This window comes from Streptomyces pseudovenezuelae, assembly GCF_029892565.1.
GTDB lineage: Bacteria > Actinomycetota > Actinomycetes > Streptomycetales > Streptomycetaceae > Streptomyces > Streptomyces pseudovenezuelae_A.
This window is the reverse complement of the sequence record NZ_JARXVH010000001.1, coordinates 174,702-200,029: the sequence shown is the minus strand read 5'-3', so window position 1 is coordinate 200,029 and position 25,328 is coordinate 174,702. Positions and strand designations below refer to the sequence as shown.

General features: G+C 71.0%; 26 protein-coding genes and 1 riboswitch. Of the genes, 19 read left to right on the top strand and 7 right to left on the bottom strand.

Translation table 11 applies throughout. The features are described 5' to 3' along the window. Positions 1-19 precede the first annotated feature (19 nt). The 4 genes from dxs to M2283_RS00950 all read left to right on the top strand — a co-directional run bounded on the left by dxs (position 20) and on the right by M2283_RS00950 (position 4,168). A complete protein-coding gene (dxs, locus tag M2283_RS00965; RefSeq protein ID WP_280873963.1) occupies positions 20-1,924 on the top strand; it encodes a 1-deoxy-D-xylulose-5-phosphate synthase in 1,905 nt (634 codons plus the stop codon). Beyond that, complete coding sequence (locus M2283_RS00960) at positions 1,921-3,306, top strand: aspartate aminotransferase family protein (RefSeq protein WP_280873962.1); 1,386 nt, start codon at positions 1,921-1,923, stop codon at positions 3,304-3,306. The genes dxs and M2283_RS00960 overlap by 4 nt, the downstream gene beginning before the upstream one ends. Before the next feature lie 122 nt (positions 3,307-3,428). After that, complete coding sequence (locus M2283_RS00955) at positions 3,429-4,052, top strand: helix-turn-helix domain-containing protein (RefSeq protein WP_280873961.1); 624 nt, start codon at positions 3,429-3,431, stop codon at positions 4,050-4,052. Further along, on the top strand, positions 4,049-4,168 hold the full coding sequence (locus M2283_RS00950) for a DUF6126 family protein (protein WP_280873960.1): 120 nt from the start codon (positions 4,049-4,051) through the stop codon (positions 4,166-4,168). The genes M2283_RS00955 and M2283_RS00950 overlap by 4 nt, the downstream gene beginning before the upstream one ends. A 13-nt stretch (positions 4,169-4,181) precedes the next feature. On the opposite strand, the gene M2283_RS00945 is transcribed toward M2283_RS00950, so the two are convergent. Further along, positions 4,182-4,979: a tyrosine-protein phosphatase gene (locus M2283_RS00945; protein ID WP_280873959.1), complete on the bottom strand. Its 798-nt coding sequence runs from the start codon at positions 4,977-4,979 to the stop codon at positions 4,182-4,184. 179 nt (positions 4,980-5,158) lie between these two features. Between M2283_RS00945 and M2283_RS00940 the strand changes: the two genes are divergently transcribed. The 3 genes from M2283_RS00940 to M2283_RS00930 all read left to right on the top strand — a co-directional run bounded on the left by M2283_RS00940 (position 5,159) and on the right by M2283_RS00930 (position 9,741). Then, the gene (locus M2283_RS00940; protein WP_280873958.1) at positions 5,159-7,237 is read left to right on the top strand and encodes an alpha-galactosidase; all 2,079 of its coding nucleotides are present in this window, start codon (positions 5,159-5,161) and stop codon (positions 7,235-7,237) included. Positions 7,238-7,543: 306 nt separating this feature from the next. Continuing rightward, a riboswitch (cyclic di-AMP (ydaO/yuaA leader) is annotated at positions 7,544-7,715 on the top strand. 2 nt (positions 7,716-7,717) lie between these two features. Further along, positions 7,718-8,710: a M23 family metallopeptidase gene (locus M2283_RS00935; RefSeq protein WP_280873956.1), complete on the top strand. Its 993-nt coding sequence runs from the start codon at positions 7,718-7,720 to the stop codon at positions 8,708-8,710. Between the two features lie 245 nt (positions 8,711-8,955). Then, positions 8,956-9,741, top strand: coding sequence for an SGNH/GDSL hydrolase family protein (locus tag M2283_RS00930; protein WP_280873955.1), 786 nt, complete (start codon positions 8,956-8,958; stop codon positions 9,739-9,741). Positions 9,742-9,857: 116 nt separating this feature from the next. Here M2283_RS00930 and M2283_RS00925 read toward each other — a convergent pair whose 3' ends face one another. Then, a complete protein-coding gene (locus M2283_RS00925) occupies positions 9,858-10,478 on the bottom strand; it encodes a TetR/AcrR family transcriptional regulator (RefSeq protein WP_280873954.1) in 621 nt (206 codons plus the stop codon). A gap of 126 nt (positions 10,479-10,604) precedes the next feature. Then, positions 10,605-11,783, bottom strand: a complete 1,179-nt coding sequence (locus tag M2283_RS00920) for a glutamate dehydrogenase (protein ID WP_280873953.1) — start codon at positions 11,781-11,783, stop codon at positions 10,605-10,607. Between the two features lie 267 nt (positions 11,784-12,050). Between M2283_RS00920 and M2283_RS00915 the strand changes: the two genes are divergently transcribed. Beyond that, positions 12,051-13,247: an MBL fold metallo-hydrolase gene (locus M2283_RS00915; protein WP_280873952.1), complete on the top strand. Its 1,197-nt coding sequence runs from the start codon at positions 12,051-12,053 to the stop codon at positions 13,245-13,247. Positions 13,248-13,355: 108 nt separating this feature from the next. On the opposite strand, the gene M2283_RS00910 is transcribed toward M2283_RS00915, so the two are convergent. After that, positions 13,356-13,529 carry a CsbD family protein gene (locus tag M2283_RS00910; RefSeq protein WP_280873951.1) on the bottom strand — a complete coding sequence of 58 codons (174 nt, stop codon included), beginning with the start codon at positions 13,527-13,529 and terminating at the stop codon, positions 13,356-13,358. A gap of 188 nt (positions 13,530-13,717) precedes the next feature. Between M2283_RS00910 and M2283_RS00905 the strand changes: the two genes are divergently transcribed. From M2283_RS00905 to M2283_RS00865, 9 genes are all read left to right on the top strand, one after another. Then, on the top strand, positions 13,718-14,566 hold the full coding sequence (locus M2283_RS00905) for a YhjD/YihY/BrkB family envelope integrity protein (RefSeq protein ID WP_280873950.1): 849 nt from the start codon (positions 13,718-13,720) through the stop codon (positions 14,564-14,566). 78 nt (positions 14,567-14,644) lie between these two features. Continuing rightward, the gene (locus M2283_RS00900) at positions 14,645-15,478 is read left to right on the top strand and encodes a DUF1206 domain-containing protein (RefSeq protein WP_280873948.1); all 834 of its coding nucleotides are present in this window, start codon (positions 14,645-14,647) and stop codon (positions 15,476-15,478) included. A 60-nt stretch (positions 15,479-15,538) separates the two neighbouring features. Beyond that, a complete protein-coding gene (locus M2283_RS00895) occupies positions 15,539-15,826 on the top strand; it encodes a hypothetical protein (RefSeq protein ID WP_280873947.1) in 288 nt (95 codons plus the stop codon). Positions 15,827-16,263: 437 nt separating this feature from the next. Beyond that, the gene (locus tag M2283_RS00890; RefSeq protein WP_280873946.1) at positions 16,264-18,423 is read left to right on the top strand and encodes a sensor histidine kinase; all 2,160 of its coding nucleotides are present in this window, start codon (positions 16,264-16,266) and stop codon (positions 18,421-18,423) included. Between the two features lie 68 nt (positions 18,424-18,491). Beyond that, positions 18,492-18,926 (top strand): roadblock/LC7 domain-containing protein, encoded by a 435-nt coding sequence (locus M2283_RS00885; protein WP_280873945.1) that lies wholly within the window; start codon positions 18,492-18,494, stop codon positions 18,924-18,926. Positions 18,927-18,928: 2 nt separating this feature from the next. Next, positions 18,929-19,300: a DUF742 domain-containing protein gene (locus M2283_RS00880; protein WP_280874675.1), complete on the top strand. Its 372-nt coding sequence runs from the start codon at positions 18,929-18,931 to the stop codon at positions 19,298-19,300. Next, positions 19,278-19,877: a GTP-binding protein gene (locus M2283_RS00875; RefSeq protein ID WP_280873944.1), complete on the top strand. Its 600-nt coding sequence runs from the start codon at positions 19,278-19,280 to the stop codon at positions 19,875-19,877. Before M2283_RS00880 ends, M2283_RS00875 begins: the two co-directional genes overlap by 23 nt. A 61-nt stretch (positions 19,878-19,938) precedes the next feature. After that, on the top strand, positions 19,939-20,520 hold the full coding sequence (locus M2283_RS00870; RefSeq protein ID WP_280873943.1) for a GAF domain-containing protein: 582 nt from the start codon (positions 19,939-19,941) through the stop codon (positions 20,518-20,520). Positions 20,521-20,575: 55 nt separating this feature from the next. After that, the gene (locus M2283_RS00865; protein WP_280873942.1) at positions 20,576-21,169 is read left to right on the top strand and encodes a TetR/AcrR family transcriptional regulator; all 594 of its coding nucleotides are present in this window, start codon (positions 20,576-20,578) and stop codon (positions 21,167-21,169) included. Between the two features lie 6 nt (positions 21,170-21,175). Here M2283_RS00865 and M2283_RS00860 read toward each other — a convergent pair whose 3' ends face one another. Genes M2283_RS00860 through M2283_RS00850 form a run of 3 tightly spaced genes read right to left on the bottom strand, consistent with a single transcriptional unit; the run spans position 21,176 to position 23,350 of the window. After that, positions 21,176-21,781 carry a GOLPH3/VPS74 family protein gene (locus M2283_RS00860; protein ID WP_280873941.1) on the bottom strand — a complete coding sequence of 202 codons (606 nt, stop codon included), beginning with the start codon at positions 21,779-21,781 and terminating at the stop codon, positions 21,176-21,178. 13 nt (positions 21,782-21,794) lie between these two features. Beyond that, a complete protein-coding gene (locus M2283_RS00855; RefSeq protein WP_280873940.1) occupies positions 21,795-23,051 on the bottom strand; it encodes a YbfB/YjiJ family MFS transporter in 1,257 nt (418 codons plus the stop codon). Further along, a complete protein-coding gene (locus tag M2283_RS00850; RefSeq protein WP_280873939.1) occupies positions 23,048-23,350 on the bottom strand; it encodes a muconolactone Delta-isomerase family protein in 303 nt (100 codons plus the stop codon). Before M2283_RS00850 ends, M2283_RS00855 begins: the two co-directional genes overlap by 4 nt. Positions 23,351-23,488: 138 nt before the next feature. Here M2283_RS00850 and M2283_RS00845 point away from each other — a divergent pair, with 138 nt between their 5' ends. Continuing rightward, positions 23,489-24,418, top strand: a complete 930-nt coding sequence (locus tag M2283_RS00845; protein WP_280873938.1) for a LysR family transcriptional regulator — start codon at positions 23,489-23,491, stop codon at positions 24,416-24,418. A gap of 184 nt (positions 24,419-24,602) precedes the next feature. Continuing rightward, positions 24,603-25,316 (top strand): SDR family NAD(P)-dependent oxidoreductase, encoded by a 714-nt coding sequence (locus M2283_RS00840; RefSeq protein ID WP_280873937.1) that lies wholly within the window; start codon positions 24,603-24,605, stop codon positions 25,314-25,316. Positions 25,317-25,328 lie beyond the last annotated feature (12 nt).

Below are 25,328 nucleotides of genomic sequence, written 5' to 3'. Positions count from 1 at the left end.
GACCGAAGGGGGCCCGAGCGTGACGATTCTGGAGAGTATCCGGGGACCACGCGACCTTAAGGCGCTGTCCGAGGCGGAACTCGGTGAACTGTCCGAAGAAATAAGAGAGTTCCTGGTGCACGCGGTGGCCAGGACCGGCGGTCACCTCGGGCCCAATCTGGGGGTGGTGGAACTCTCCATCGCCCTCCACCGGGTCTTCGAGTCACCGGTCGACCGCCTCGTGTGGGACACCGGTCACCAGAGCTACGTACACAAGCTGCTGACAGGCCGTCAGGACTTCTCGAAGCTGCGCGGCAAGGGGGGCCTGTCCGGCTACCCCTCGCGCGAGGAGTCCGAGCACGACATCGTCGAGAACAGCCACGCGTCCACCGCGCTCGGCTGGGCGGACGGGCTCGCCAAGGCCCGTGAGGTGCAGGGGGAGAAGGGGCATGTCGTCGCGGTGATCGGCGACGGCGCGCTCACCGGCGGGATGGCGTGGGAGGCGCTGAACAACATCGCGGCCGCCAAGGACCGGCCGCTGATCATCGTCGTTAACGACAACGAGCGGTCCTACTCGCCCACCATCGGCGGCCTCGCCAACCACCTGGCGACCCTGCGCACGACCGACAGCTACGAGAAGGTCCTCGCCTGGGGCAAGGACGTCCTGCTGCGCACCCCGGTCGTCGGTAACACCGTCTATGAGTCGCTGCACGGCGCGAAGAAGGGCTTCAAGGACGCGTTCGCGCCGCAGGGCATGTTCGAGGACCTGGGCCTGAAGTACGTCGGCCCGATCGACGGGCACGACATCGGGGCCGTCGAGTCCGCGTTGCGCCGAGCGAAACGGTTCCACGGGCCGGTGCTCGTGCACTGCCTCACGGAGAAGGGGCGCGGCTACGAACCCGCGCTCGCCCACGAGGAGGACCACTTCCACACCGTCGGCGTGATGGACCCGCTCACCTGCGAGCCGCTCACGCCCTCCAACGGGCCTTCCTGGACCTCGGTGTTCGGCGACGAGATCCTCGCGATCGGCGAGGAGCGGGACGACGTCGTGGCGATCACCGCGGCCATGCTGCACCCGGTGGGGCTCGGCAAGTTCGCCGCGCGCTTCCCGGACCGGGTGTGGGACGTCGGCATCGCGGAGCAGCACGCGGCGGTGTCCGCGGCCGGCCTGGCGACCGGCGGACTGCATCCCGTCGTCGCCGTCTACGCCACCTTCCTCAACCGTGCCTTCGACCAGCTCCTGATGGACGTGGCCCTGCACCGCTGCGGGGTCACCTTCGTCCTGGACCGGGCCGGCGTCACGGGCGTCGACGGGGCCTCCCACAACGGCATGTGGGACATGTCGATCCTCCAGGTCGTGCCCGGCCTCAGGATCGCCGCCCCGCGCGACGCCGACCAACTCCGCGCCCAACTGAGAGAGGCCGTCGCCGTGGACGACGCGCCGACGCTGATCCGCTTCCCCAAGGAGTCAGTGGGACCGCAGATCCCGGCGGTGGACCGGATCGGCGGTATCGACGTCCTGCACCGGGGTGAGCGGCCGGACGTGCTCCTGGTGGCCGTCGGCGTGATGGCGCCGGTGTGCCTGCAGGCCGCCGAGCTGCTAGCGGCCCGCGGCATCAACTGCACGGTCGTGGACCCTCGTTGGGTCAAACCCGTCGACCCCTCGCTCCCGGGCCTCGCCGCCGAACACCGCATGGTGGCCGTCGTCGAGGACAACAGCCGGGCCTCCGGTGTCGGCGCGGCGGTGGCGCTGGCGCTGGGCGACGCCGAAGTCGACGTACCCGTACGGCGGTTCGGCATCCCGGAGCAGTTCCTCGCGCACGCGAAACGCGGTGAGGTACTGGCCGACATCGGCCTCACGCCGGTCGAGGTGGCCGGCCGGATCGGCGCGAGCCTGGCCGCCAAGGAGCGGACGGACGGCCCAGTCAAGGAGAAAGCTGAATGACCAAGGAGTTCGACCTCGCCGCGCTGCTGGCCGAGCGCGGAGCCGAGCGCTACGAGCTGCACGGCAAGTACCTGAACCACCAACTGCCGCGCATGCTGCACACCATCGGCTTCGACAAGGTCTACGAGCGCGGCGAGGGCGCCTACTTCTGGGACGCGGACGGCAACGACTACCTGGACATGCTGGCCGGGTTCGGGGTGATGGGTCTGGGCCGCAACCACCCCGTCGTCCGCAAGGCGTTGCACGACGTCCTCGACGCCGACCTCGCCGACCTCACCCGCTTCGACTGCCAGCCGCTGCCCGGACTGCTGGCCGAGAAGCTGCTGTCCTACAGCCCGCACCTGGACCGCGTGTTCTTCGGCAACAGCGGTACGGAGGCCGTGGAGACCGCGCTGAAGTTCGCCCGGTACGCCACCGGGAGGCCCCGGGTCCTGTACTGCGACCACGCCTTCCACGGCCTGACCACCGGCTCGCTGTCGGTCAACGGCGAGGACGGCTTCCGGGACGGCTTCGCCCCACTGCTGCCCGACACGGCGGTACCGCTCGGTGATCTCGACGCCCTGGCACGGGAGTTGAAGAAGGGCGACGTCGCCGCCCTGGTCGTCGAGCCGATCCAGGGCAAGGGCGTGCACGAGGCCCCGCCCGGCTATCTGCGGGCCGCCCAGGAGCTGTTGCACCAGCACAAGGCGCTGCTGATCGCCGACGAGGTGCAGACCGGCCTCGGCCGCACCGGCGACTTCTACGCCTACCAGCACGAGGAGGGCGTCGAGCCGGACCTGGTGTGCGTGGCCAAGGCCCTGTCCGGCGGCTATGTGCCCGTCGGGGCCACCCTCGGCAAGGACTGGATCTTCAAGAAGGTCTACTCGTCGATGGACCGCGTGCTCGTCCACTCGGCGAGCTTCGGGTCCAACGCCCAGGCCATGGCGGCGGGCCTCGCCGTGCTGTCCGTCATGGAGAACGAGCAGATCGTCGCCAATGCCCGAGTCACCGGGGAGCAGTTGAAGACGCGGCTCGCGGCGCTGATCGACAAGTACGAGCTGCTCGCCGACGTGCGCGGCCGGGGACTGATGATCGGCATCGAGTTCGGCCGGCCCAAGTCGCTCAAGCTGCGCAGTCGTTGGACGATGCTGCAGGCCGCGCGCAAGGGCCTGTTCGCCCAGATGGTCGTCGTACCGCTGCTGCAGCGGCACCGGATCCTCACCCAGGTCTCCGGCGACCATCTGGAAGTGATCAAGCTGATCCCGCCGCTGGTCGTCGGCGAGCGGGAGGTGGACCGGTTCGTGGACGCCTTCACGGCCGTGATGGACGACGCGCACAGCGGCGGCGGGCTGATGTGGGACTTCAGCAAGACGCTGGTGAAGCAGGCGGTCGCCAACCGGTAGGGGGCGCCGGCTGATGGCGGGCGGTCCTTGCGGCGGGCCGTCCCTGTAGCGGGTCAGCCGGGTTTTTTGTCTCTGAGGCAAGAGATTTGCCTCGGAGACAAGCCTGCGGCTGAATGGAGGGCATGAGCTCTCCCGAGACGGAGCCGGCGGACGGGCCGGAGGAGATCCTGCCCGTCGTCGCTCCACAGCTGCGTGCCCTGCGCCGCCGAGCCTCCCTGACGCTGGAGGTGGCGGCCCGGTCCGCCGGGCTGTCGCCGGCCCACCTCTCCCGACTGGAGACCGGACAGCGCCAGCCTTCGCTGCCGATGCTGCTCGCCCTCGCCCGTATCTACGGTACGACCGTCTCGGACCTGCTCGGCGAGACGGTCGCCGACCGGGACTCCGTCGTACGCGCCGCCGACATGGAACCGACCGCGGCCGGCGGCTGGACCTACTGGCCGGCCGGGGCGCCCGGCCGCGGCATGCAGGCCCTGCGCGTCCATGTGCCGCACGGCTCGCAGGGCGACATCGTGCGCGTGCACCCCGGCGAGGAGTGGCTCTACGTCCTCAAGGGGCGGCTGCGGCTGCGCCTCGGGGACACCGCGCACCTGCTCGCGCCCGGAGACAGTGCGCACTTCGACTCCCTCACCCCGCACCGGATCGCGGCGCAGGACCCCGACGGGGTCGAGCTGCTGTTCGTCCACACCCTGCTGCAGAGTCCCACGGCCACGCTGTGCCTGGGTCCCCTCACTGGAGAGATGCCATGAGAGACATGGAGGAGAAGTTCCCGCGCGCGTTGTGGGTCCGTCTCATCGTCTACATCGCCGTCGGACACCTGTTCGCGGCGTTCATGTTCCTGCTGTTCGAGATCGGCGCCAAGTAGCCCCGGCCGTACGTCAGTCGAGCAGGCGCTCCCGCAGCCGCTCGCGGATCTCAGGGGTGACGCCCAGACCCTGCTCCAGGTAGGTGTCGACGTCGCCCCACGTCTCCTCGATGGTCTCGAAGGCCGCGGTCAGATACTCGGCGCGCGCCTCGAAGAGGGGGCTGAGCAGTTCCATGACCTCGGGGGAGTACGCGGACTCGGAGCTGCCGCTGCGGCGCACCTTGTAGCGGCGGTGCTTCGCGTTCGACTCCAGGTAGTCGGCGATGATCGCCTCGCGCTCGACGCCCAGGGCGAGGAGCGTCACGGCTATCGACAGGCCCGCGCGGTCCTTGCCCGCCGCGCAGTGCATCAGCGCGGGCGCGCTGTCCTCGGCGAGCGAGTGCAGTACGCGTGCGTGCTCGGCGGTGCGGGTCCTGATGATCGAGCGGTAGGAGTTGATCATCCGGTTCGCGGCCTTGCCGTCGCCGAGGATCTCGCGCAACTGCTCGATCTCGCCGTCCCGGACCATCGTCCAGAAGTCGGCGCCGTGGGCCGGGTCGGTCAGCGGGAGGTTCACGTTCAGCACGCCCGGCAGCTCGACGTCCGGGCCCTCCAGCTTCTGGTCGGCCGCGTTGCGGAAGTCGAAGATCGTGTGCAGCCCCAGGGACGAGAGGAACACCGCGTCCTCCGCGGTCGCGTGCGCCAGGTGCCCGCTGCGGAACAGCACACCCTGCCGCACCCGCCGTCCGTCCACCGTCGGCAGCCCGCCCACGTCGCGGAAATTGCGGACTCCGGTCAGCTCGGGCTCGGTCGACGGGATCTGCTGCGTCACGGGGGCTCCTCCCAGTCCACCCGGCCGGCGCGGCTCGGCATGGTGGCCGACGGGGTGCGTCTTCGACGATACGACACGCGTTTCGGGGGCAATGAGTTGTCCACAGGCGTTGCCTCGGGCCGCACGACCGTTGATGATGTTGGTCCTTGATTGCGTCTGTTGGGAAGTGTGGAGCCTTGATGCTGGAGATCTCCGACAACGGTCGTACGTGGCTCCTCTCCGGGCCGCTCAGCAGTTACGCCGTCCACCTCACCGAGGACGACGAACTGCTGCATGTGCACTGGGGCCCCCGGATCGCGCTCGCCGACGCCGAGGCCCTGGCCGCGCTTCCGTTGCCCGCGTACCGGGGCTTCGAGTCCCAGCTCGACGGCCGCGAGGAGTACCCCGTCGAGGGCGGCCCGCGCTTCGTCCGGCCTGCCCTGTCCGTGCGCACCGAGGAACGGCGCGGCACGGAGTGGCGGTTCGAGGCGTACGAGGCCGAGGAGGGCGACGACGGCGAGCTGCGGCTGCGCTTCCGGGACGGCGGGCTCGCGATCACCCTGCACTACCGGATGCGGCACGACGTCGTGGAGCGCTGGGTCACCCTCGACAACGAGGGGCCCGTCCTGGAGCTGCTGCGTGCCGACTCCGCCACCTGGACGCTGCCCGACCGCGAGGGCTGGCGGCTGTCCCACCTGCACGGCCGGTGGGCGGCGGAGTCGCAGCTGGCCTCGGTACCGCTCACCTACGGCGAGAAGGTCATCGGCAGCCGCCGCGGCCACACCAGCCACCAGCACCTGCCCTGGGTCGCCCTCGACACCGACGCGACCGAGGAACTCGGCGAGGTGTACGGCTGCGCGCTCGGGTGGTCCGGTTCCTGGCGGATCGCGGTGGCGCAACTCCCCGACGCGCGCGTGCAGATCAACGGCGGCGCCGGGTACGACGAGTCCGGGCTGCTGCGCCTGCAGGCCGGGGAGTCGTTCACGACCCCCGTCTTCGCCGGCCTGTGGAGCGAGGGCGGCTTCGGCGGCGCGAGCCGTGCCTGGCACGCCTACCAGCGGGCGTACGTCATCCCGCACGCGGACCGGGACCGGCCGGTGCTGTTCAACTCCTGGGAGGCCACCGAGTTCGACATCTCCGAGGAGCAGCAGGGCGCCCTCGCCCGGCAGGCCGCGGCGATCGGTGTCGAGCTGTTCGTGGTCGACGACGGCTGGTTCGGCAAGCGCGTCAACGACCGGGCCGGACTCGGCGACTGGACGCCCAACCCCGACCGCTTCCCGGGCGGCCTCAAGCCGCTCGCCGACGAGGTGCACGCGCTCGGCATGCAGTTCGGCATCTGGGTCGAGCCCGAGATGGTCAACGCGGACAGCGACCTGTACCGCGCGCACCCCGACTGGGTGCAGTTCCAACCGGGACGAAAGCGGACGGAGTTCCGCAATCAGCTCGTACTCAACCTGGCCCGGCCGGACGTCCAGGAGTACCTCTGGGAGCGGCTCGACACCCTCCTCTCCAGCGCGCCGATCGACTACGTCAAGTGGGACTTCAACCGCTGCTTCACGGACGCGGGCTGGCCCGGCGAGGCGTACCCGCAGCGGCTGTGGATCGAGCATGTGCACGCGCTGTACGCCCTGTTCGACCGGCTGCGGGCGGCCCATCCGGGCGTCGCCTTCGAGTCCTGCTCGGGCGGCGGCGGGCGGATCGACCTCGGGATCATGAGCCGTACGGATGAGGTGTGGACCTCCGACAACACCGACCCGCTCGACCGGCTCGCCATCCAGCACGGCTTCACCCAGATCCACCCCGCGCGCGTGATGGCCGCCTGGGTCACCGACAGCCCCAACACCCAGCTCAACGGCCGGGTCAGCTCGCTGCGCTTCCGGTTCGTGAGCTCCATGGCGGGCGTCCTGGGCGTCGGCGGGGACCTCACCCGGTGGACCGAGGAGGAGCTGGCCGAGGCGGGCGACTGGGTGGCCCTGTACAAGGAGATCCGGCCTCTCGTGCAGCGCGGTGACCTCTACCGGCTGCGGCCCCCGCAGGGCGGGCTCAGCGCCGTCCAGTACGTGCACGGGGACGAGTCCGTGGTCCTCGCCTGGCTCCAGGCGCAGAGCTACGGCGAGCCCGTGCCTGCGCTGCGGCTGCGCGGACTGGATGCGACGGCATCGTACGAATGCCTCGAAACGGGCGAAGTTCACCGGGGTGCCGTACTGCTGCATCACGGACTGCGGACCGGGCTGCGCGGCGACCTCGATGCGACGGTTCTCCGACTCCGTCGCATCTGACTCTTCTGTCCGAATTGGCGCCTTGGTTCGCCTTCGTTCCAACTCGCTCTGGAATAAGGCGGACTGGGGTGGCGTCACGTGAGGAGCGTCATATCCGTGACCGTGCGTGGTTCTGCATGTCCACGTAATCCATGTGCTTTTCAAGGGTGTTTGTGCCGCGCGGCGGGTCTTTAATTCACGGAGGGTGACCGTGAATTCTCGCAAGGGATCAAGAGAAACGTATTCACAGGGAACCTCTACTTGTTCCTTTGCGTCCTGGTCGCTTACGTTCGCCACCAATCCGGACGGACGCCCAATCCTGCCGCCGACCGGAGTCCGCTCAACTCACCCGTGAACGGCAGGAGCGGGGGACCCACAGGTACAACCGCCTGTTCCGGTCTCCGGAAGAGGCTTGGGGTAAAGCCGTGCCGAAAAGCACGGCCGGGCATCTCCAGCTCGCACCCGACAGCTCACCTCGCAGGCGCCGGAGAGGAATTCGTCATGCCCGCGAAGGGTAAGCACCGCCGCCCCAAGTCCCAGCGCCTGACCCGCACCATCGCCGTCGCCGGCACCGGGGGCGCCGCGCTCGCCCTCCCGCTCATGGGGGCCACCGGCGCCCACGCGGCCACCTCCGAATCGGCTTCCCAGTCCGTTTCGGAAAAGGCCGCCCAGGCGCTTCCGGTCGCGCAGAAGGCGTCGGTTCAGCAGAAGTCGACCGCGCAGAAGTCGGCCAGGAAGAGCACCGCCAACACCCAGGGTGTGCGCACCTATTCGGTGCGATCCGGAGACTGGCTCGCGAAGATCGCCGACGAGGAGAACGTCACCGGCGGCTGGCAGAAGCTCTACTCGGACAACCGTGAGGCGGTCGGCGACGACCCGTCGCTCATCCACCCCGGCCTGAAGCTCACACTCGGCAAGAAGGCCGCGACCGGCACCACCGAGTCGTCGCCCTCTTCCTCGTCGTCTTCGAAGAATTCCACCTCGTCGTCCTCGAAGGACTCCTCCTCGAAGAGTTCCTCCTCGGACAGCCAGGCCTCCTCGAACTCGACGAGCACGCAGTCCACCGACTCCGCCGGCAGCTCCAGCGGCTACACCCTCCCGGTCACCGGTGCCACCATCGGCACCGGCTACCGCGTGGCCGGCAGCATGTGGTCAAGCGGGTACCACACCGGCGTCGACTTCGTCGTGCCGACCGGCACCTCGCTCAAGGCCGTCGCCGCGGGCACGGTCGTCTCCGCGGGCTGGGGCGGCGCGTACGGCAACCAGGTCGTCATCCAGCTGAGCGACGGCTACTACGCCCAGTACGCGCACCTCTCGCAGCTCTCCGTCTCGGCGGGTCAGACCGTGACCGAGGGGCAGCAGATCGGCCTCTCGGGCGCGACCGGCAACGTGACCGGACCGCACCTGCACTTCGAGATCCGCACCACGCCGGACTACGGCTCCGATGTCGACCCGGTCGCCTACCTCCGTACGAAAGGTGTCGCCGTCGGCTGACGCACCCCACCGAACCATCTGCCTGACACGCGGCCGAAGGCCGGACCCTTATCCCCGGGTCCGGCCTTCGGTGTGACATTCCACCCGTCAACAGCCATGGGAGGAAACCTATTCCTGGTTTGGTGAACACTTTAGGAGTGGCTTATCTCACCGCACGTCAACCCCTTCCTACGGTCGCGTAGGTCACATTCGAAGGTGAATCATGTTCGCTTGTGGCAGACGATTCGAAGAGTGACAGCAGATCAGTGATCGGGTCGTACGTTGCGGTGGGGGACAGCTTCACCGAGGGCGTCGGCGACCCCGGCCCCGACGGGGCGATGGTCGGTTGGGCCGACCGGTTCGCGGTACTGCTCGCGGACCGGGAGCCCGAGGGCCACTTCACGTACAACAACCTCGCCGTACGCGGAAAGCTGCTCGACCAGATCGTGGCGGACCAGCTTCCGCAGGCCGTCGAACTCGCCCCGGACCTTGTCTCCTTCAGCGCGGGCGGCAACGACATCATCCGGCCCGGTACCGACCCCGACGAGGTCGCCGAGCGTTTCGAGCTGGCGATCTCCCGACTCACCAAGGTGGCCGGCACCGTAATGGTGACGACCGGCTTCGACACCCGTGGCGTCCCGGTGCTCAAGCATCTGCGCGGCAAGATCGCCACCTACAACGGACATCTGCGCGCGGTCGCCGACCGGTACGGCTGTCCCGTGCTCGACCTGTGGTCCCTGAAGACCGTCCAGGACCGCCGGGCGTGGGACGGCGACCGGCTGCACCTCTCGCCCGAGGGGCACACGCGCGTGGCGCTGCGCGCGGGTCAGGTGCTCGGTCTCGAGGTGCCGGCCGACCCGGACCAGGCCTGGCCGCCGCTGCCGCCGCGCGGCACCTTGGAGGTCCGGCGTGACGACGTGCACTGGGCGCGCGAGTACCTGGTGCCGTGGATCGGGCGGCGGCTGCGGGGCGAGTCGTCGGGCGACCACGTCACGGCGAAGGGCGCGCTGTCGCCGGACGACATCAAGTCTCGGATCGCCCGGGTGGCCTGAACGACGCCAGCGGTGTGGGCCGTGCCGACCTGAAACGGCGCGGCCCACACCGCTGGAGCATTGAGGTGTCCGACTGCCGGAGTCGGTGGGATCGACCGGGGGAGCGGGGGTGACCCTCACCGCTCCGAAGCGGTCAACGCCTCGCGCGCGAGCCCCAGTTCCCGGGCCACCGCCTCGTCCACCCACTCCTGCGCCCGTGCCCGCGGCACCGCGCCGGCGTACGACGTCAACTGGACGGCGAGCCCGTCGAGCAGGGCCGTCAGCCGCAGGGCCGTGCCGTGCGGGTCGGGGCAGTGGAACTCACCGGCGGTGACGCCCTCCGCGATGACCTCGGCGAGCGCGGCCTTCCACTGCCGGTCGAGGTCCCGGGTGACTTCCCGCAGTGCGGGCTCGCGCAGGGCCGCCGCCCAGCCCTCGATCCACAGCCGCCAGCCCTTGGCCGGGCCGGTCGGCGCGTACCAGCGCACCGCCGAGCGCAGTCGACGTAGCGCCGTCGTACGGCGGCCGAGCAGCTTGCGCAGATGGGCGAGGTCGTCCTCGGCGGCGTACGTGAACGCGGCGGCGACGAGTTTCTCCTTGGTGGAGAAGTGATAGAGCACCAGGGCGTTGCTCACGCCGAGGGTCGAGGCCACGTCGGCGATCCTGACCGCCGCCACGCCCCGTACCTCGATCTGCTCGATGGCGGCCCGCAGCAAGTCCTCGCGCCGCTCGGCCACACTCAACCGCACTCTCGCCACGCGGTCACCTTATTCCGTTTGCGCAGGATGATGCCTCCGCCGGTGCCGGACCCGGCCCCAACGGGCAACACGGCCGCACCATTTCGGCGCTCGCCGCCTGCCGGTACAGGGATTCCGCGACCGCCGTCAGCGGTACCAGCCGAACCGCTCGGCGATCACCGGCATCCGGTCCGCGACGATGGCGTGCGCGGCCGCCCGCGGGGTCGTGCCGTCGGCCTCCGCGCGGGCCAGCATCTGGTCGATCAGGGCGCGCATGGAGCGGCGGGTGTGCGCGAACGCCTCGTCCGCGTCGGGGCCGATGTCGCCGAACAGGGTCCACCACCACCAGGCGTTCGTCCCGGAGTTGACGACCACGTCGGGCAGCACGGTGACCCCGCGTGCGGCAAGCAGTTCCTCCGCCGCCGGCAGGACGGGCATGTTGGCGGCCTCGACGATCCAGCGGGCGGTGATCCGCTCCTGGTTCGCCGTGTCGATCGCGTACGAGACGGCCGCCGGCACCAGCACCTCCGCCTCGGCGGACAGCCAGGCGTCGCCGGGCAGTTCGTGGTCGGCCGGGCGCAGCGCGGAGCGGTCCACCGTGCCGTACGCGTCCCGCGCGGCGAGCAGCGCCTCGACGTCGAGGCCCGCCGGGTTGGCGATCGTGCCCTTGATGTCGGCGACGGCGACGACGGTGAGCCCCGCGCGGGCGAGGAAGCGCGCGGTGGCGCCGCCCATGGTGCCCAGGCCCTGCACGGCGACCCGCGCGCCCGCGTACGGCACGTCCGCACGGTCCAGGGCGGCCAGCGCCGACTCCGCGACCCCGCAGCCGCCGGCCAGTTCGTCCAGCCCGATGCCGTCCACCTCGACCGCGAACGCGTCCGCGAGCCGCCGCCGGGCCGCCGCCTCGTCGTCCAGCAGCGGATACACGGCCTGGATGGAGGAGACGAGCCCCGCCTCCTCGACCGCCCGGTCCACCAGGTCCTGGGTGAGACCGAGGTCCTCGCCGGTGGTCCAGAAGCTCTCGACGTACGGCTTCATGGCACGCAGATAGCGCACCAGCAAGTCGTACGCCCCAGGGTCCTGGGGGTCGCAGTCGATGCCGCCCTTGGCACCGCCCAGGGGGATGTAGCGGCCCTCGGGGTTGTAGTGCAGGGCTTCCTTCATGGTCATCCCGCGGGCGAGCCCCGCGACCTCGTCGAGCGTGCAGCCCCCGCGCATGCGCAGCCCGCCGCTGCAGACGCCCCGCACCAGCCGGTCGACGACCAGGAAGCCCTGGCGGCCGGTGAGGTGGTCGGTCCAGGTGAGCGTCATCAGGGGGGCGGTCATGCGGTCTCCTCGGGTGCTCACGGACGAGCGGTTACTGAATCGCCGGTCAGTCTCCGGAGCCGGAGCGGTGCATGTCAACGCACTGAACGGATCACCGGTGGTGCATAGGCCTGCGCAAATGTCCGATACGGGGCGTCCTGGCGTGGTTACGCTCCGCCGTACCTTTGGGTTTTCTTTGGAAACTTCGGGATGCGAACGCCGACGGTCGGGTGTTGTCGGAGGGGCCGACCATAATGGAATGTCTCACCGTCTCCACCAGGAGGTACCGTGTCCGGTTTCCGTTCCCTGAGCTCCGGGCTCCGCTCGCTGCAGCCCGCGGCCTTCGGCGCGGACCCGAGTGGTGAGCGCCTCGCGCGCATCCGCAGATCACCCCACTTCAAGGACGGGGTCTTCCAGAACCCCGGCGGCACCGCCCGGACCCGCCCGTCCGGCTCGATGATCGAGCTCGCGAAGGTCTTCTTCGACAAGGAGCAGCGCCCCCGCCGCGCCCCCACGGGCACGATCCCGGTGCACGCGACGACGCTCGCCGACATCGCCCGGCCGCCCGCCACCGGCCTGCGGCTGACCTGGATGGGTCACTCCAGCGTGCTCGCGGAGATCGACGGACACCGGGTGCTCTTCGACCCGGTGTGGGGCGAGCGCTGCTCCCCGTTCTCCTTCGCCGGGCCCAAGCGGCTGCATCCCGCGCCGCTGCCGCTGGCCGCGCTCGGTCCGGTCGACGTCGTCGTCATCTCGCACGACCACTACGACCACCTCGACCTGCCCAGCATCAAGGCGCTGGCCGGCACGGACACCCTGTTCGCCGTCCCGCTCGGCGTCGGCGCGCACCTCGAACACTGGGGCGTCTCGGCCGACCGGCTGCGCGAGCTGGACTGGCACGAGGAGACGAAGATCGGCGGCCTCACCCTGACCGCCACACCGGCCCGGCACTTCTGCGGCCGGGGTCTGCGCAACACGCAGCACACCCTCTGGGCCTCCTGGTCCGTCGCCGGGGACGAGCACCGGATCTACCACAGCGGTGACACCGGCTACTTCGACGGCTTCAAGGACATCGGCGCCCAGCACGGCCCGTTCGACGCCACGATGATCCAGATCGGCGCGTACTCCGACTTCTGGCCGGACATCCACATGACGCCCGAGGAGGGCATGCGCGCCCACCTCGACCTCCAGGGCGGGCAGCCGCACGGCGCGATGATGCCGATCCACTGGGGCACGTTCAACCTGGCCACGCACGCGTGGGCCGAGCCCGGCGAGTGGACGGCGGCGGCCGGCGACGCGGTCGGGCAGCCGGTCGCCGTGCCCGTCCCGGGGCAGCCGTTCGAGCCCGGGGGAGAGCTTCCCGGGCGTCCTTGGTGGCGGGATGTGTCGCTGCCGCTCACGCGTGAGTGGCCCGTGCCGGAGCTCGCCCCGAAGGTCGCGCAGGGAGCCGAGGCCGAAACCCTCGATCTCGTCGAGGAGAGCTGAGGGAAGAGGAGAGCCGAGGGGCGGGGAGCGCGTCCCTCAGGGCTCGTACGCGCTGAAGCACGCCGGGTGGCAGTCATATGGCGTGGGTGCTGCCCGGGGCCGTGCCGGTCACTTCCCGAAGGCGTCCTTGGCCTTGTCGCCGGACTGCTTCAGGTCCCCGGCGATCCGGTCGGTCCGGCCATGGCGCTGCAGTCGCCTGTTGCGGGTGGTCCGGCCGACGCGTTCGGTGACCCGGCCCTTGAACGACTGGGTCATGTGCTTGATCCGCTGTCCGACGCTCATGGCTGTCCTCCGCGCGGTCGTCTGGTCTCCGCGGGGTCCTGGCGAAGCGGGAAGGCGGAATGCGCCGCCCGAATGATCCGGATTGGCATGGCCTGCACCGTGCTGTCAATCAACGCCGGGCTCCTCTCCGTGTCAACGGCGTGCAGACCGGGGCGCATCGAGATGCGTATATGTGATAGTCGACCTCCATGCCGAAGAAGTCTCCTGAGGACGGGGACAGTTCGTCCGCGTCGGTACGGCTGCGCCAGGTACTGCGTGACTCACCTGCCGAGCGCGGGTGGCAGCGGAGCCGAGAGATCGAGCTGGGCTCCAGGTCGATGGGATTCGCGGCGCTCGGATTCCTCACGCTGGTGCCCCTGCTGGTCGTCGTGTCCGCCGCGGATCCGGAGCACGGGCGGGGCTTCGCACAGTGGCTGGGGGACGGGCTCGGTGTGTCGGGGGAGGCCCGGGAGCAGGTCGGGCAACTGTTCGCTCGGCCGGGCCAGGTGCTGGAGACCACGACCGCATTCGGCCTCGCCGCGCTCGCCGTCTTCGGCCTCAGTTTCGGGGCGGCGGTGCAGACCGGCTACGAGAAGATCTGGGAGCTGCCCTCGGCCCGCTGGTATGCCAGATGGCGCCAGGTGCTGTGGCTCGCCGTGCTCGTCGGGACCCTCTACCTGACCGCCACCACCACGCTGTGGCGCCACTCCGCGGCCGGCACGCTGGCCGCGACGCTGAGCGCCGTCCTGTTCTTCGGCTGGTCGCAACGGATGCTGCTCGGCGGGCGGATCGCCTGGAGCGCGGTGCTGCCCGGCGCGGTGCTGACGGCGCTGGGGCTGCTCGGTCTTCGGGTCTTCTCCCGTCTCGTCTTCTCCCCGCTGATCGCGTCCAGTGCCGTCACCTACGGTCCTTTCGGAACCTTCCTGGTCGTCCAGTCCTGGCTGGTCGGCGTAGGTGTCGTCGTCTTCGGCGGAGCACTGGCGGGCCGCCTGCTGCACGAGGAACTCCCGCGCGTGGCACAGGTCCTGAGACCGCGGGCGTGGCGGCGGCGCCCCTGACGCGTGCATCAGATTCCCTGCCCAGGGCACTCGGGGGCGGTGGACGCGACCGTGCGGCCACGGAATGGGGAGGGCATCGTGACGTCGTCGCACACACAAGGGCGCGGCCGGGCCGCGAAGTCCGCGGCTCGTTCCACCCAGAACGAGACTCTGACCGCAGCTGGCCGGGCGGGCTTCTCCGCGCGGGGCGTCGTCTACGTACTGATCGGGGCGCTGTCCATCCGGATCGCCGTCGGCAGCGGCGGCGGCCAGGCGGACCGGCAGGGCGCCCTGCACGAGATCGCGACGAAGCCCTTCGGCGAGGTCATGCTGTGGGCGCTGGTGGTCGGCTTCGGTGCCATGGCGCTGTGGCGGGGTTCTCGCGCGGTGCTCAGCAGGGGGCCCGACCGGAAGGCGGGTTCCCGTGCGCTGGACGGCGGCCGGGCCGTCTTCTACGCCTTCGTCTGCTGGGGAACGGCCGTGTACGCCTCCGGCGGCGGGCAGGGTTCCAGCAGCAACGAGCAGTCGCAGGACTGGACTTCGTCGGCGCTCAAACTGCCGTTCGGCCAGGTGCTGGTGGGTGCCGCGGGCTGTGTGCTGATCGGCATCGGCGTGGTGCTCGCCGTCCGGGCGGCCATGCGGAAGTTCCTGCGCCGGCTGAACACCGGCAGCATGAGCCCGCGTACGAAGCAGGTCGTCACCGCTCTGGGCGTGGGCGGCGGCGTGGCACGCGGCGCGGTGTTCGCCGCGGCCGGGATCTTCATCCTGGTGGCGGCCGTCCGCTTCGACCCGGACAAGGCCAAGGGCGTGGACGCCACGCTCCGCAGCTTCGCGCAGACGCCGGCGGGACCGTGGCTCCTGGTCGCCGTCGCGATCGGCCTGATCCTGTTCGGAGTCTTCTCGTTCGCCTCGGCCCGGTGGCGCCGCCTGTGAATCCGTGGCCCAAGTGGGTCGGCGAGGTTTCAACTCCCTTGACGGGGCCAGTCGTCGTACATGTCCAGACGCTACGGCGGAAGCCCCGCGGGGACGGTCATCTCCGTCATCGCGGATCTCGCGGCACTGATTCTGATCCTGTGGATCGCCTTCTACCTGTTCGACGCCAACACCGCCAACAACGTGGTCTCGTGGATCCACGACGCGGCGAACTGGCTCTCGGGCTGGTCGCACAACCTCTTCTCCATCGACTCGGACAACTGGCGCACGGTGGTCAACTACGGACTGCCCGCCCTCGTCTACCTGTTCATCGGTCACGCGGTGGCCGGCCGGACCAACCGCGCCTAGCCACTGAACACGCTCGGTAATGTTCGGGGGATGACCGGCGGGAGTGCCGGAGGGCCCGAAACGGTCCTCGACAGTTGGTGAGCGAACAGAAAGCGGTACCCGGCGAGAGGTGGGGAGCGGTCGCCCCCGGATTCTCGCCGGGTTTCGTGTGACCGCTTCTGACCAGCTCTGATCGAACGTCCACCGCGTGAGGGTGTGCGCCCTCCGGGTTTATCGGACGGCCGTGCGACGCCTCATACCAGAGCGGGACGCTCCCCGTGGGAGTTTGTCAACTGCCCACCGCACATGATGTCTTGCCGACTACTGTCGGTGTCCGTCGGGCGACACGAGGCCGAATGCCGATGCTTCGTGGCCCGCCCGACCGACACCGCGACGGCGCATGCCCGAGCCGCGCAGACCGCGCCCCTGGCACCCGACGGATCAGTACGAGGACACCGATGTCTCACCTCCGCGCACCGGCCGCACGCGCAGACCGCCGCGAGGGCGGACGGCACGGACGGCCGGTCTCCCACACCGCTCCCGCACTGCCCGAGACGCACATACGGCCGCAGCTGCTGCGGCTCGCCGTGCTCCCGCCCCTCGCGGTCGCCCTCAGCGCGTGCGCGGCCGTCCTGTTCACCGTCCGCTCCACCGGCGCCCACACCGGACTCACCCTGTGGGGCGTGCTCGCCGGAGCCACCGCGGTCGCCCTCGCCGGCATCCTGATCGCCGCCGTGGCCGCCGACCGGACCGCCAAGGCCGTGAGCGACCGCGTCGGCGCCCTGCGCCGCAGCAGCGCCCGCGGCGAGGCCGAACTGCGCGCCCTGGTCGAGGCGTTGCGCCGCGGCGAGACCCTGCCCCAGCGCAGGCCGCGCAGCGGCCCCGCCGACGACGCCGACGACTTCGAACTGCTCGCCTCCGACCTGGGCCGCGCGCACGAGGGAGCCGTCATCGCCGTCGTCCAGGCCGCCCAGCTCTCCAGCCAGGCGGGCAGCGAACAGAAGCTGGAGGTCTTCGTCAACCTCGCCCGGCGGCTGCAGTCGCTGGTGCACCGGGAGATCTCGATCCTGGACGAGCTGGAGAACGAGATCGAGGACCCCGATCTGCTCAAGGGCCTCTTCCACGTCGACCACCTCGCCACCCGCATCCGCCGCCACGCCGAGAACCTCGCCGTGCTCGGCGGCGCAGTCTCCCGGCGCCAGTGGAGCCACCCCGTCTCCATGACCGAGGTGCTGCGCTCCGCCATCGCCGAGGTCGAGCAGTACTCCCGGGTCAAGCTGGTGCCACCCATCGACGGCACCCTGCGCGGCCACGCCGTCGCCGACGTCATCCACCTGCTGGCCGAACTCGTCGAGAACGCCACGGTGTTCTCCGCCCCGCACACCCAAGTCCTGCTGCGCGCCAACCTCGTGACCTCCGGGCTCGCCGTCGAGGTCGAGGACCGCGGGCTCGGCATGCCCGTCGGTGAGCAGAAGAGGATGAACGCCCTGCTCGCCGACCCCGACCAGGTCAACGTCGCGAGCCTCCTGGCGGACGGCCGGATCGGCCTGTTCGTGGTCTCGCAGCTGGCCAAGCGGCACGGCATCCACGTCCGGCTGCAGACCAACATCTACGGCGGAGTGCAGGCCGTACTCGTCGTGCCGCAGAGCCTGTTGGGCGGCGCGCCCGGTGCACCCGGCGTCGCCGCACCGCACCCGCAGGGCGCGCCCGGACCGGCCCTTCCGCAACAGCCCCCGCAGCAACACGCGCATCCACAGGCGCCGTCCGGTCCCACGGCGGCCGGTCCCGCGACCGCCGGACGCCACGCCGAACCCCTGCCTCCCGCACCGCGACAGCCCCGGCACCGCGAGGCCGCGCGGCCGACGGCTCCGCCACCGAACGGCAGCGTGCCCGGCCCCGACCTGTCCGACGGCGGCCCGCCCGGCGGCGGCATCTCCCACGGCAACGGCCTCAACGGCCATGCCACCAACGGCCATACCGCCAACGGCACCGTCCCCAACGGCAGCGCACCGCCCCCGCTCCCCGTGCGCGGCGCCCATGAGGAGCGGCCCACCCCGGCGGAGGCCGTGCCCGGCATCGGGACCGACGACCGGAGGTTCGTCGCGGACCGCGGGGCCGCGCCGCCCACGCCCCGCAGCGGACCCGTCCGCGGCACCATGGGCAAGCCCCAACTGCCCAGGCGCCGTGCGCAGGAACACATCGTGCCCCAACTGCGCGACGGCCCCGCGCCGCGCCAGGACTCCGAGCACGTGGCCGGCCACGACCCGGGTCTGATGGCCGCCTTCCAGCGCGGTATCGGCCTGGCGGAGGCCCAACAGCACCTGGAGGCCGAGCAGTTGGAGGTCGAGCACATGGGGCTGGAGCGCATGGCGTCGGCGGACTTCATGGAGCCGGCGTTCAGCGAGTCACCGCACACGTCCGGTTCCTTCGCCATGGACGTACCACCCATGGACGTACCCCCCGTGCCGCTACCGCCCCTGGACCTGGCCCCCATGGATCTCGCCCCCCTGGACGTGACCCCCATGGACCCGGCCCACATAGCCCAGGCGCGGCCCGCGTCCGCGCGTGGTGCCGATCACCCCACCATCCGGCACGACGGGAGCGCGCCGGCCGGATGACCACCCCCCGTTCCACCCCCACGCCCAGCGCTCCCGCAGACCTTCGTACCCCAAGGAGTCGATCCACCATGGCGAGCGATGCGCCCACCGGCCATGCATCCGATCTCGACTGGCTGATGAGCGGTCTCGTGCAGCGCGTACCGCACACGACCAGTGCGGTACTCCTGTCCTGCGACGGGCTCGTGAAGTCGGTTCACGGCCTCGACGTGGACAGTGCCGACCACATGGCCGCGCTGGCCTCGGGGCTGTACTCCCTCGGCCGCAGTGCCGGGGCCCGGTTCGGCGACGGCGGAGACGTCCGTCAGGTCGTCGTCGAACTCGACTCGACCCTGCTGTTCGTGACCACGGCGGGGTCAGGCACCTGTCTCGCCGTGCTCGCAGGACGCGAGGCCGACGCGGCGGTGCTCGGCTACGAGATGGCGATGCTGGTCAAGAGCGTCCGGCCGTATCTGATGACCGCGCCCCGGCAGCACGCCGTCGAACCCCCGGCGATGAGGCCTTGAGCGTGGCGGCGGCCGGCGACGGGCCGTGGCTCGACGACGCGGCCGGTCGGCTGGTGCGCCCCTTCACGGTCAGCAACGGCCGCACCCGGCCCACCATCGCCCTCGACCTTCTGTCGCAGGTGATGGCCACTGGAGCCACCCCCCTCGGCTATCTCGGCCCCGAGCACGCGCAGGCGCTCGACCTGTGCCGCGCGCCCGTCCCGGTGGCCGAGGTCGCCGCCCATCTGAAGCTGCCGGCGGTGGTCACCAAGGTGCTGCTGTCGGACCTCGTCGACTGCGGGGCGCTGACCACCAAGCCCCCCGTGTTCCACGACTTTCCCACTGACCGGGCCCTACTGGAGGCAGTGCTCGATGGACTACGACGACAGCTCTGACCCGTTCCCCACCGCACTGAAGATCCTCGTCGCGGGCGGGTTCGGGGTGGGCAAGACGACCTTCGTCGGCGCGGTGAGCGAGATCGCGCCGCTCAGTACGGAGGAGTTGCTCACCACCGTCAGCGCCGCGACCGACAGCCTCGACGGGATCGAGAACAAGGTCGAGACCACCGTGGCCATGGACTTCGGCCGCATCACCCTCGACCCCGAACACGTCCTGTATCTGTTCGGCACCCCCGGACAGGAGCGGTTCTGGTTCATGTGGGACGAACTCTCCGAGGGCGCCCTCGGCGCCGTCATCCTCGCCGACACCCGCCGCCTGGAGGAGTGCTTCGCGGCGGTCGACTTCTTCGAACAGCGCGGCCTCGGCTTCATCGTCGCGATCAACGAGTTCGACGGCGCCTACCGCTACGACCCCGAGGAGGTCCGTGCCGCCATCGACCTGTCCCCGGAGGTCCCGATCGTGCGCTGCGACGCGCGGATCTCCAGTTCCGGCGTCCAGACCCTGCTGACCCTCGTACGCCATCTCATCGCCCACGCGCCGACGCACGCGCCGATCCACGGCGTCCACAGGTGATGCCGCCACACCCGCCACGGAGCCCCTCCATGACCCACGTCCACTGCGACGGAGCCCGCCCATGAGGTACGACCCGCCGCGCCCGGCCGGTCGGCTGCTGCTCACCCCCGAGGACAAGGAGGCCCCTGCCAGGACCGAGCGACTGCGCAGCCTCGGTCTCGGCGAGCAGCCGGATCCGGCCCTGGACGCCTACGCGGACCGGCTCGCCGAGCACACCGGGGCGCCGTACGCCATGGTCAACTTCATCGACGAGCGGCGGCAGTTCTTCGCGGGCCTGCACCTCCCGGCCGTCCGCCCGCCCGTGCCCGAGGGCGACGAGGAGAAACCGGAGCTCGGCCGTCATCTGGAGCGCGACCACGGTTTCTGCCCCCATGTGGTCGTTCGGCGCAAGGCGTTGGTCCTGGAGGACGTGTGCGACTACCCGCGGTTCGCCGGCAATCCGGTCGTCGACGAGTTCGGCATCCGCTCCTATCTGGGCGCACCGCTCATCGACAGCACGGGGATGGTGCTGGGCACGGTGTGCGTGGTCGACGTGGAGCCGCGGCCCTGGGGGAAGCCGGGCCTGGAGACCATAAAGGCGACGGCGGCGGACCTGGTCGCCCGGCTGGAGCGCCGGGAGGCGGACGGACTGCCCACGCTCTGACCGCCGTCGGCCGACTGCCAGCCGACCGGTCTAGTACCTACGTACACTCGAAACCGTGGGACGCACCAGTGATGCCAGGGAGAAGGTCCTCGGGGCCGCGCGCACGCTCATCGAGGGCCGCGGCTACTCGGCGCTCGGCGTGGCCGAGATCTGCAAGGCGGCCGGGGTGCCGAAGGGGAGCTTCTACTACTTCTTCGAGTCCAAGGAGGCCCTCGCCCTCGCCGTCGTGGACGAGCACTGGGCGGGCCAGCGCCGGGACTGGACCCGGATCCTGGGCGGCGACGGCGAACCGCTGGGGCGGCTGCGGCAGTTGTTCGAGGAGACCGAGGCCGGGCAGCGCGCCGTGCAGCAGGGCTGCGGCACCGTCTCGGGCTGTCTGTTCGGGAACCTCACCCTGGAGCTGAGCAACCAGACCGAGGCCGTCCGCATCCGCCTCCAGGAGATCTTCGACGCCCAGGTCGACATGGTCGAGGCCGTCGTCGCCGAGGCCCGCGACCGCGGCGATATCGACGTCACCGACCCGCACGAGGCGGCCCGGGCCGTGGTGGCCCAGTTGGAGGGCCAGGTGATGTTCGCCAAGCTGTACAACAGCACGGAGCGACTCGGTCCCCTGTGGCAGAACTGCCTGGCCCTGCTGGGCGCCCACTGACGCCTGCTACATCCCGCGCCAGATGTTGTCGTAGGCCGCGTCCTGGATCTGCTTCCGCTGCCGCACCGCCTCCAGCTCCATCACGGCGTCGCCGACGGCGGCCAGCACGGCGGTGACCGCGTCCTCGGTGATGTCCTCGGAGTCCTCGGCCGGCTCGTCGCCGAACCCGGCGGCGGACGCCAGGTTGAGGAGGACGGGCTCGCCCGCGGTCCAGCGCTCCTCGGCGCGGCGGCGGTCGGGCGAGTCGACCAGCTCGGTGGGCACGGCCCGCAGCGGATTGCGCAGCCCGCGGGGCTTCGCGGTCAGCCCGTCCTTCTCCAGCTCGGTCACATAGACCGCGGACAGTCCGCGTCCCCGGCGCCACAGCCAGTCCTCGACCGACTCGTACGGTTCCTGCCGTACGAGCTGCTCGGCGGCCTCGTCCAGCAGGCGGTCGCCCGTCTTCGACCCGGTGTCGGGCACGAGGCGGTCGCCGTCGACCGAGACGGCGCCGGCGTCGAGGAGGTCGAGCACCTCGGCCCCGGCGAGCGCGAGCGACAGGTCCCCCCGCTCCAGCGGATGGTCGGGTGCCGTGTCGATGGCGACGATGACGAGGTCCCGGGCGGTGTTCATGAGTGACTCCAGGTCAGTCGGGCGGGTGCGGGGCGACGACGCCGGGGCCGGCTGCCCCGGATCGATCGTCCCGCGTCGATTCTCGCCGCCGATCGGGCATTGTGTGGCGTACTACGACCATGTGGTGCGGGAAGCCGATCCGCAGCACGGCGGCTGCCCCCGCCGCGGCGAGCACCACCAGGGCGGCGAGCAGCAGGGCCGACCGGTAGCCGTGCCCGAGCAGCGGGGCCACGACCAGCGGACCGAGGATCTGGCCGACCGAGTACCCGGCGGTCAGCAGCGCCACCGAGCGAGGGAACCGCAGCTCGGCGCCGGTGGCCAGGGCGAGCGTGCTGACACCGAGGAAGGTGGCACCGAACAGCACCGCCGAGACCAGCGCGGCCCCCACCCCGCCGACCAGTGCGGGCAGCGCGATGCCGACCGCCTGGATCACCAGCGCCGCGAGCAGCAGATCGGGCCGGGACCAGCGGCGCCCCAGCCGCGCCCAGAGCGCCGAGGACGGTACGGCGGCCAGCCCCACCAGCACCCAGGCGCCGCTGCCGATCCAGCCGGGGGAGCCCTGCGCGATCGCGGCGACCAGGAAGGTACCGGCGACGATGTAGCCGACGCCCTCCAGGCCGTAGCTGACGAACAGCGCGCCGAACCAGCGGTGCGTGCGCGTCGCCGTGACCTCGGAGCGCGCGGCGGCCTCGGGCGGTCGCAGATTCCACGCACCCGCGGCGAACAGCGCCGCGAGCGCGGCCGAGGCCCACCAGGCCGCCCGCCAGTCGGCGACCGACCGCAGAACGAGGACCAGCACGCCGGACAGCGCGATGCCGGTCCCCACCCCGCCGAACGCCCAGCCGGGCAGGTGCGCCGGGTGGTCCCGCAGCCGGTGGAGCAGCGCGTTCACCGCGACGACGAAGACCAGCGCGCTCGCCACCCCGGCCAGCAGCCGCAGCACGCCCCACACGGCGGGGCTGTGCGTGACCGGCATCGCGGCGAGCGTGCCGGTCAGCAGGACCAGGGAGCCGCGCAGGACGGCCTGCGACCGGACCAGTGCGGGGGCCAGGGTGCCCGCGAGCGCGCCTATGAGGTAGCCGACGTAGTTGGCGGTGGCCAGGTTCGCGCCGGTCCCTGCCGACAGGCCCGCCTGGGTGTGCATCAGGGGCAGGATCGGCGTGTAGACGAAGCGGCCGACGCCCATGGCGGCGGCGAGCGCGGCGGCGGTCCGGGCGAGGTAGGGCCAGGGGGAGGGGAGCGCGGCGGGCGGGGGAGCCGACGCGGTCATCGCGTGGTGTCGGCGCGGCCCGGGTCGTTGGGGTGGGATACGAGCGGGGTGACGGTGAGCGTCATCCACGGGCGCAACGGCAGTGTGCCCAGCACCTTCTCGTGCAGCTCCGCCTCGTCGTCGGCCCGCCACACACCGACGCTGCGCAGCTCGCCCACCGGACGCCACAGCCGCGCCAGATGCCCGGTGGCGGCCAGCTCCTTCGCCCGGACCGCCTCGGCGGCACGGCGCGCGTCGACCTCGTCCTGGGGGGTGCCCTCGGGCACGGTCGTGGTGATCTCGACCAGGAACTCACGCATGGCGTCTCTCCGTTCGGGCGGTGTCCGCGGTCCTGAGCCGCAGGGCCGGCATGGGTTCATCCTGGGCCCGGCACCGGTCCGGCGCCACGACGGACTTCCTCGCTGCTGATAGGCGCAGGCTCCCAGTGGCCGCGTAGCATGACGGGCGTGGAGCTGCGCCAGTTGCGGTATTTCGTCGCCGTCGCCGAGGAGCTGAACTTCGGCCGGGCCGCCGAGCGGCTGTTGATCGCCGGACCCTCGCTCTCGCAGCAGATCAAGGCGCTCGAACGGGACCTGGGCGTGCGGCTGTTCGACCGGGACCGCCGTTCCGTCTCCCTCACCCCGGCCGGCGCCGCCCTCCTCCCGCACACCCGCGCCCTCCTGGAGCGGGCCGAGGACCTCAAGCTCCGCGCCGGCCGTCTCGCGGACTCACAATCGGTACGGCTCGGCTACGTCAACTGGCTCCCGCCGGACCTGCTCCGACGTACCGCCTCGGTGGCCCGGGTGCACATCGACGCCTGGGTCGCCCCCTCCCACACGCAGGCCGCCCGGGTCGCCGACGGCAGCCTGGACCTCGCGGTGTGCTGGGTACGGACCGAGGATCTCGAACGCCTCGGGCTGCGGGCCCGGCTGATCGGCGCCGACCGCCTCTACGCCGTGTCCACCGGCAGCGACACGGCGGACGTGTCCGCCCGGGACACCGACGTCCTCATCGACGACGACATCACCTCCTGGGCGTCCTGGAACGTGTACGCCGAAGAGCTCACGAAGGCCACGGGAGCCCGTACGGTGCGCATCTCGGACGGGGCGATCACCGGTCCGGCCTTCTTCGAGCACGTCCGCCGTTGCAGCCGCCCGGTCGTCAACTCGCCCAAGGGGCAGACCGATCCGCTGCCGCCGGACCTGGTCCGACGCGAGGTCGTCGGGCCGAAGGTGTACTGGACGTGGTCGGTGGTCCGGCGGGAGAGCGAGAAGCGCGAAGGGGTCCTCGCCGTGGTCGACGCCCTGTGCGACGGAGTCGGTGACCTCGGCATCCATGCCGCGGACGCCTGGCTGCCGGCCGACGACCCGTACGCGCAGTCCGGCTGACCCGTAAGCGCCGCCCGGCGGACCGTACGTGCTCCCTGGCTGATCTGGGCTGGGAGCCTGTGCCTCCCAGACGGGAGGAAAGGGGTCCTGAGCAGGTCCTTCCGGATGCCCGGTGGCTCGCCCTACCTTCCAAATAGTCGACCGGTCGTCTAGTAGCCGGTCCCGGTTTTCGGAGAAGGTCACCATGAGCACTCAGGACCAGAAGGTCGCGGTCATCACCGGCGCGTCGCAGGGCATCGGGGCCGCCCTCGTCGAGGGCTACCGCAAGCTCGGCCACGCGGTCGTCGCCACCTCCCGCACCATCGAGCCCCTCGACGACGCCGACGTCCTCACCGTCCAGGGCGACATCGCCGACCCCGCCACGGCCCAGCGCGTGATCGCCGCCGCCCTTGAGCGGTTCGGACGTGTCGACACCGTCGTGAACAACGCCGGCGTCTTCGTCGCCAAGCCCTTCACCGACTACACGCCCGAGGACTACGCGGCCGTGGCCGGCATCAACCTGTCGGGCTTCTTCCACCTCACCCAGCTCGCCGTCCCGCACCTGCTCGCCCAGGGCGGCGGCCACATCGTGAACGTCACCACCAGCCTGGTCGACAACGCGGACGCCCGAGTCCCGTCCGTCCTCGCCTCGTTGACCAAGGGCGGCCTGCAGTCCGCCACCAAGTCCCTCGCCATCGAGTACGCCACCCGCGGCATCCGCGTCAACGCCGTCTCGCCCGGCACCATCAAGACCCCGATGCACTCCGCGGAGACCCACGACTTCCTCGCGGCTCTGCACCCCGTCGGCCGGATGGGTGAAGTCAGCGACGTGGTCGACGCCGTGCTGTACCTGGAGGCGGCCCCGTACGTCACGGGCGAGATCCTGCACGTCGACGGCGGCATGAGCGCGGGTCACTGAGAAAGGTCCATG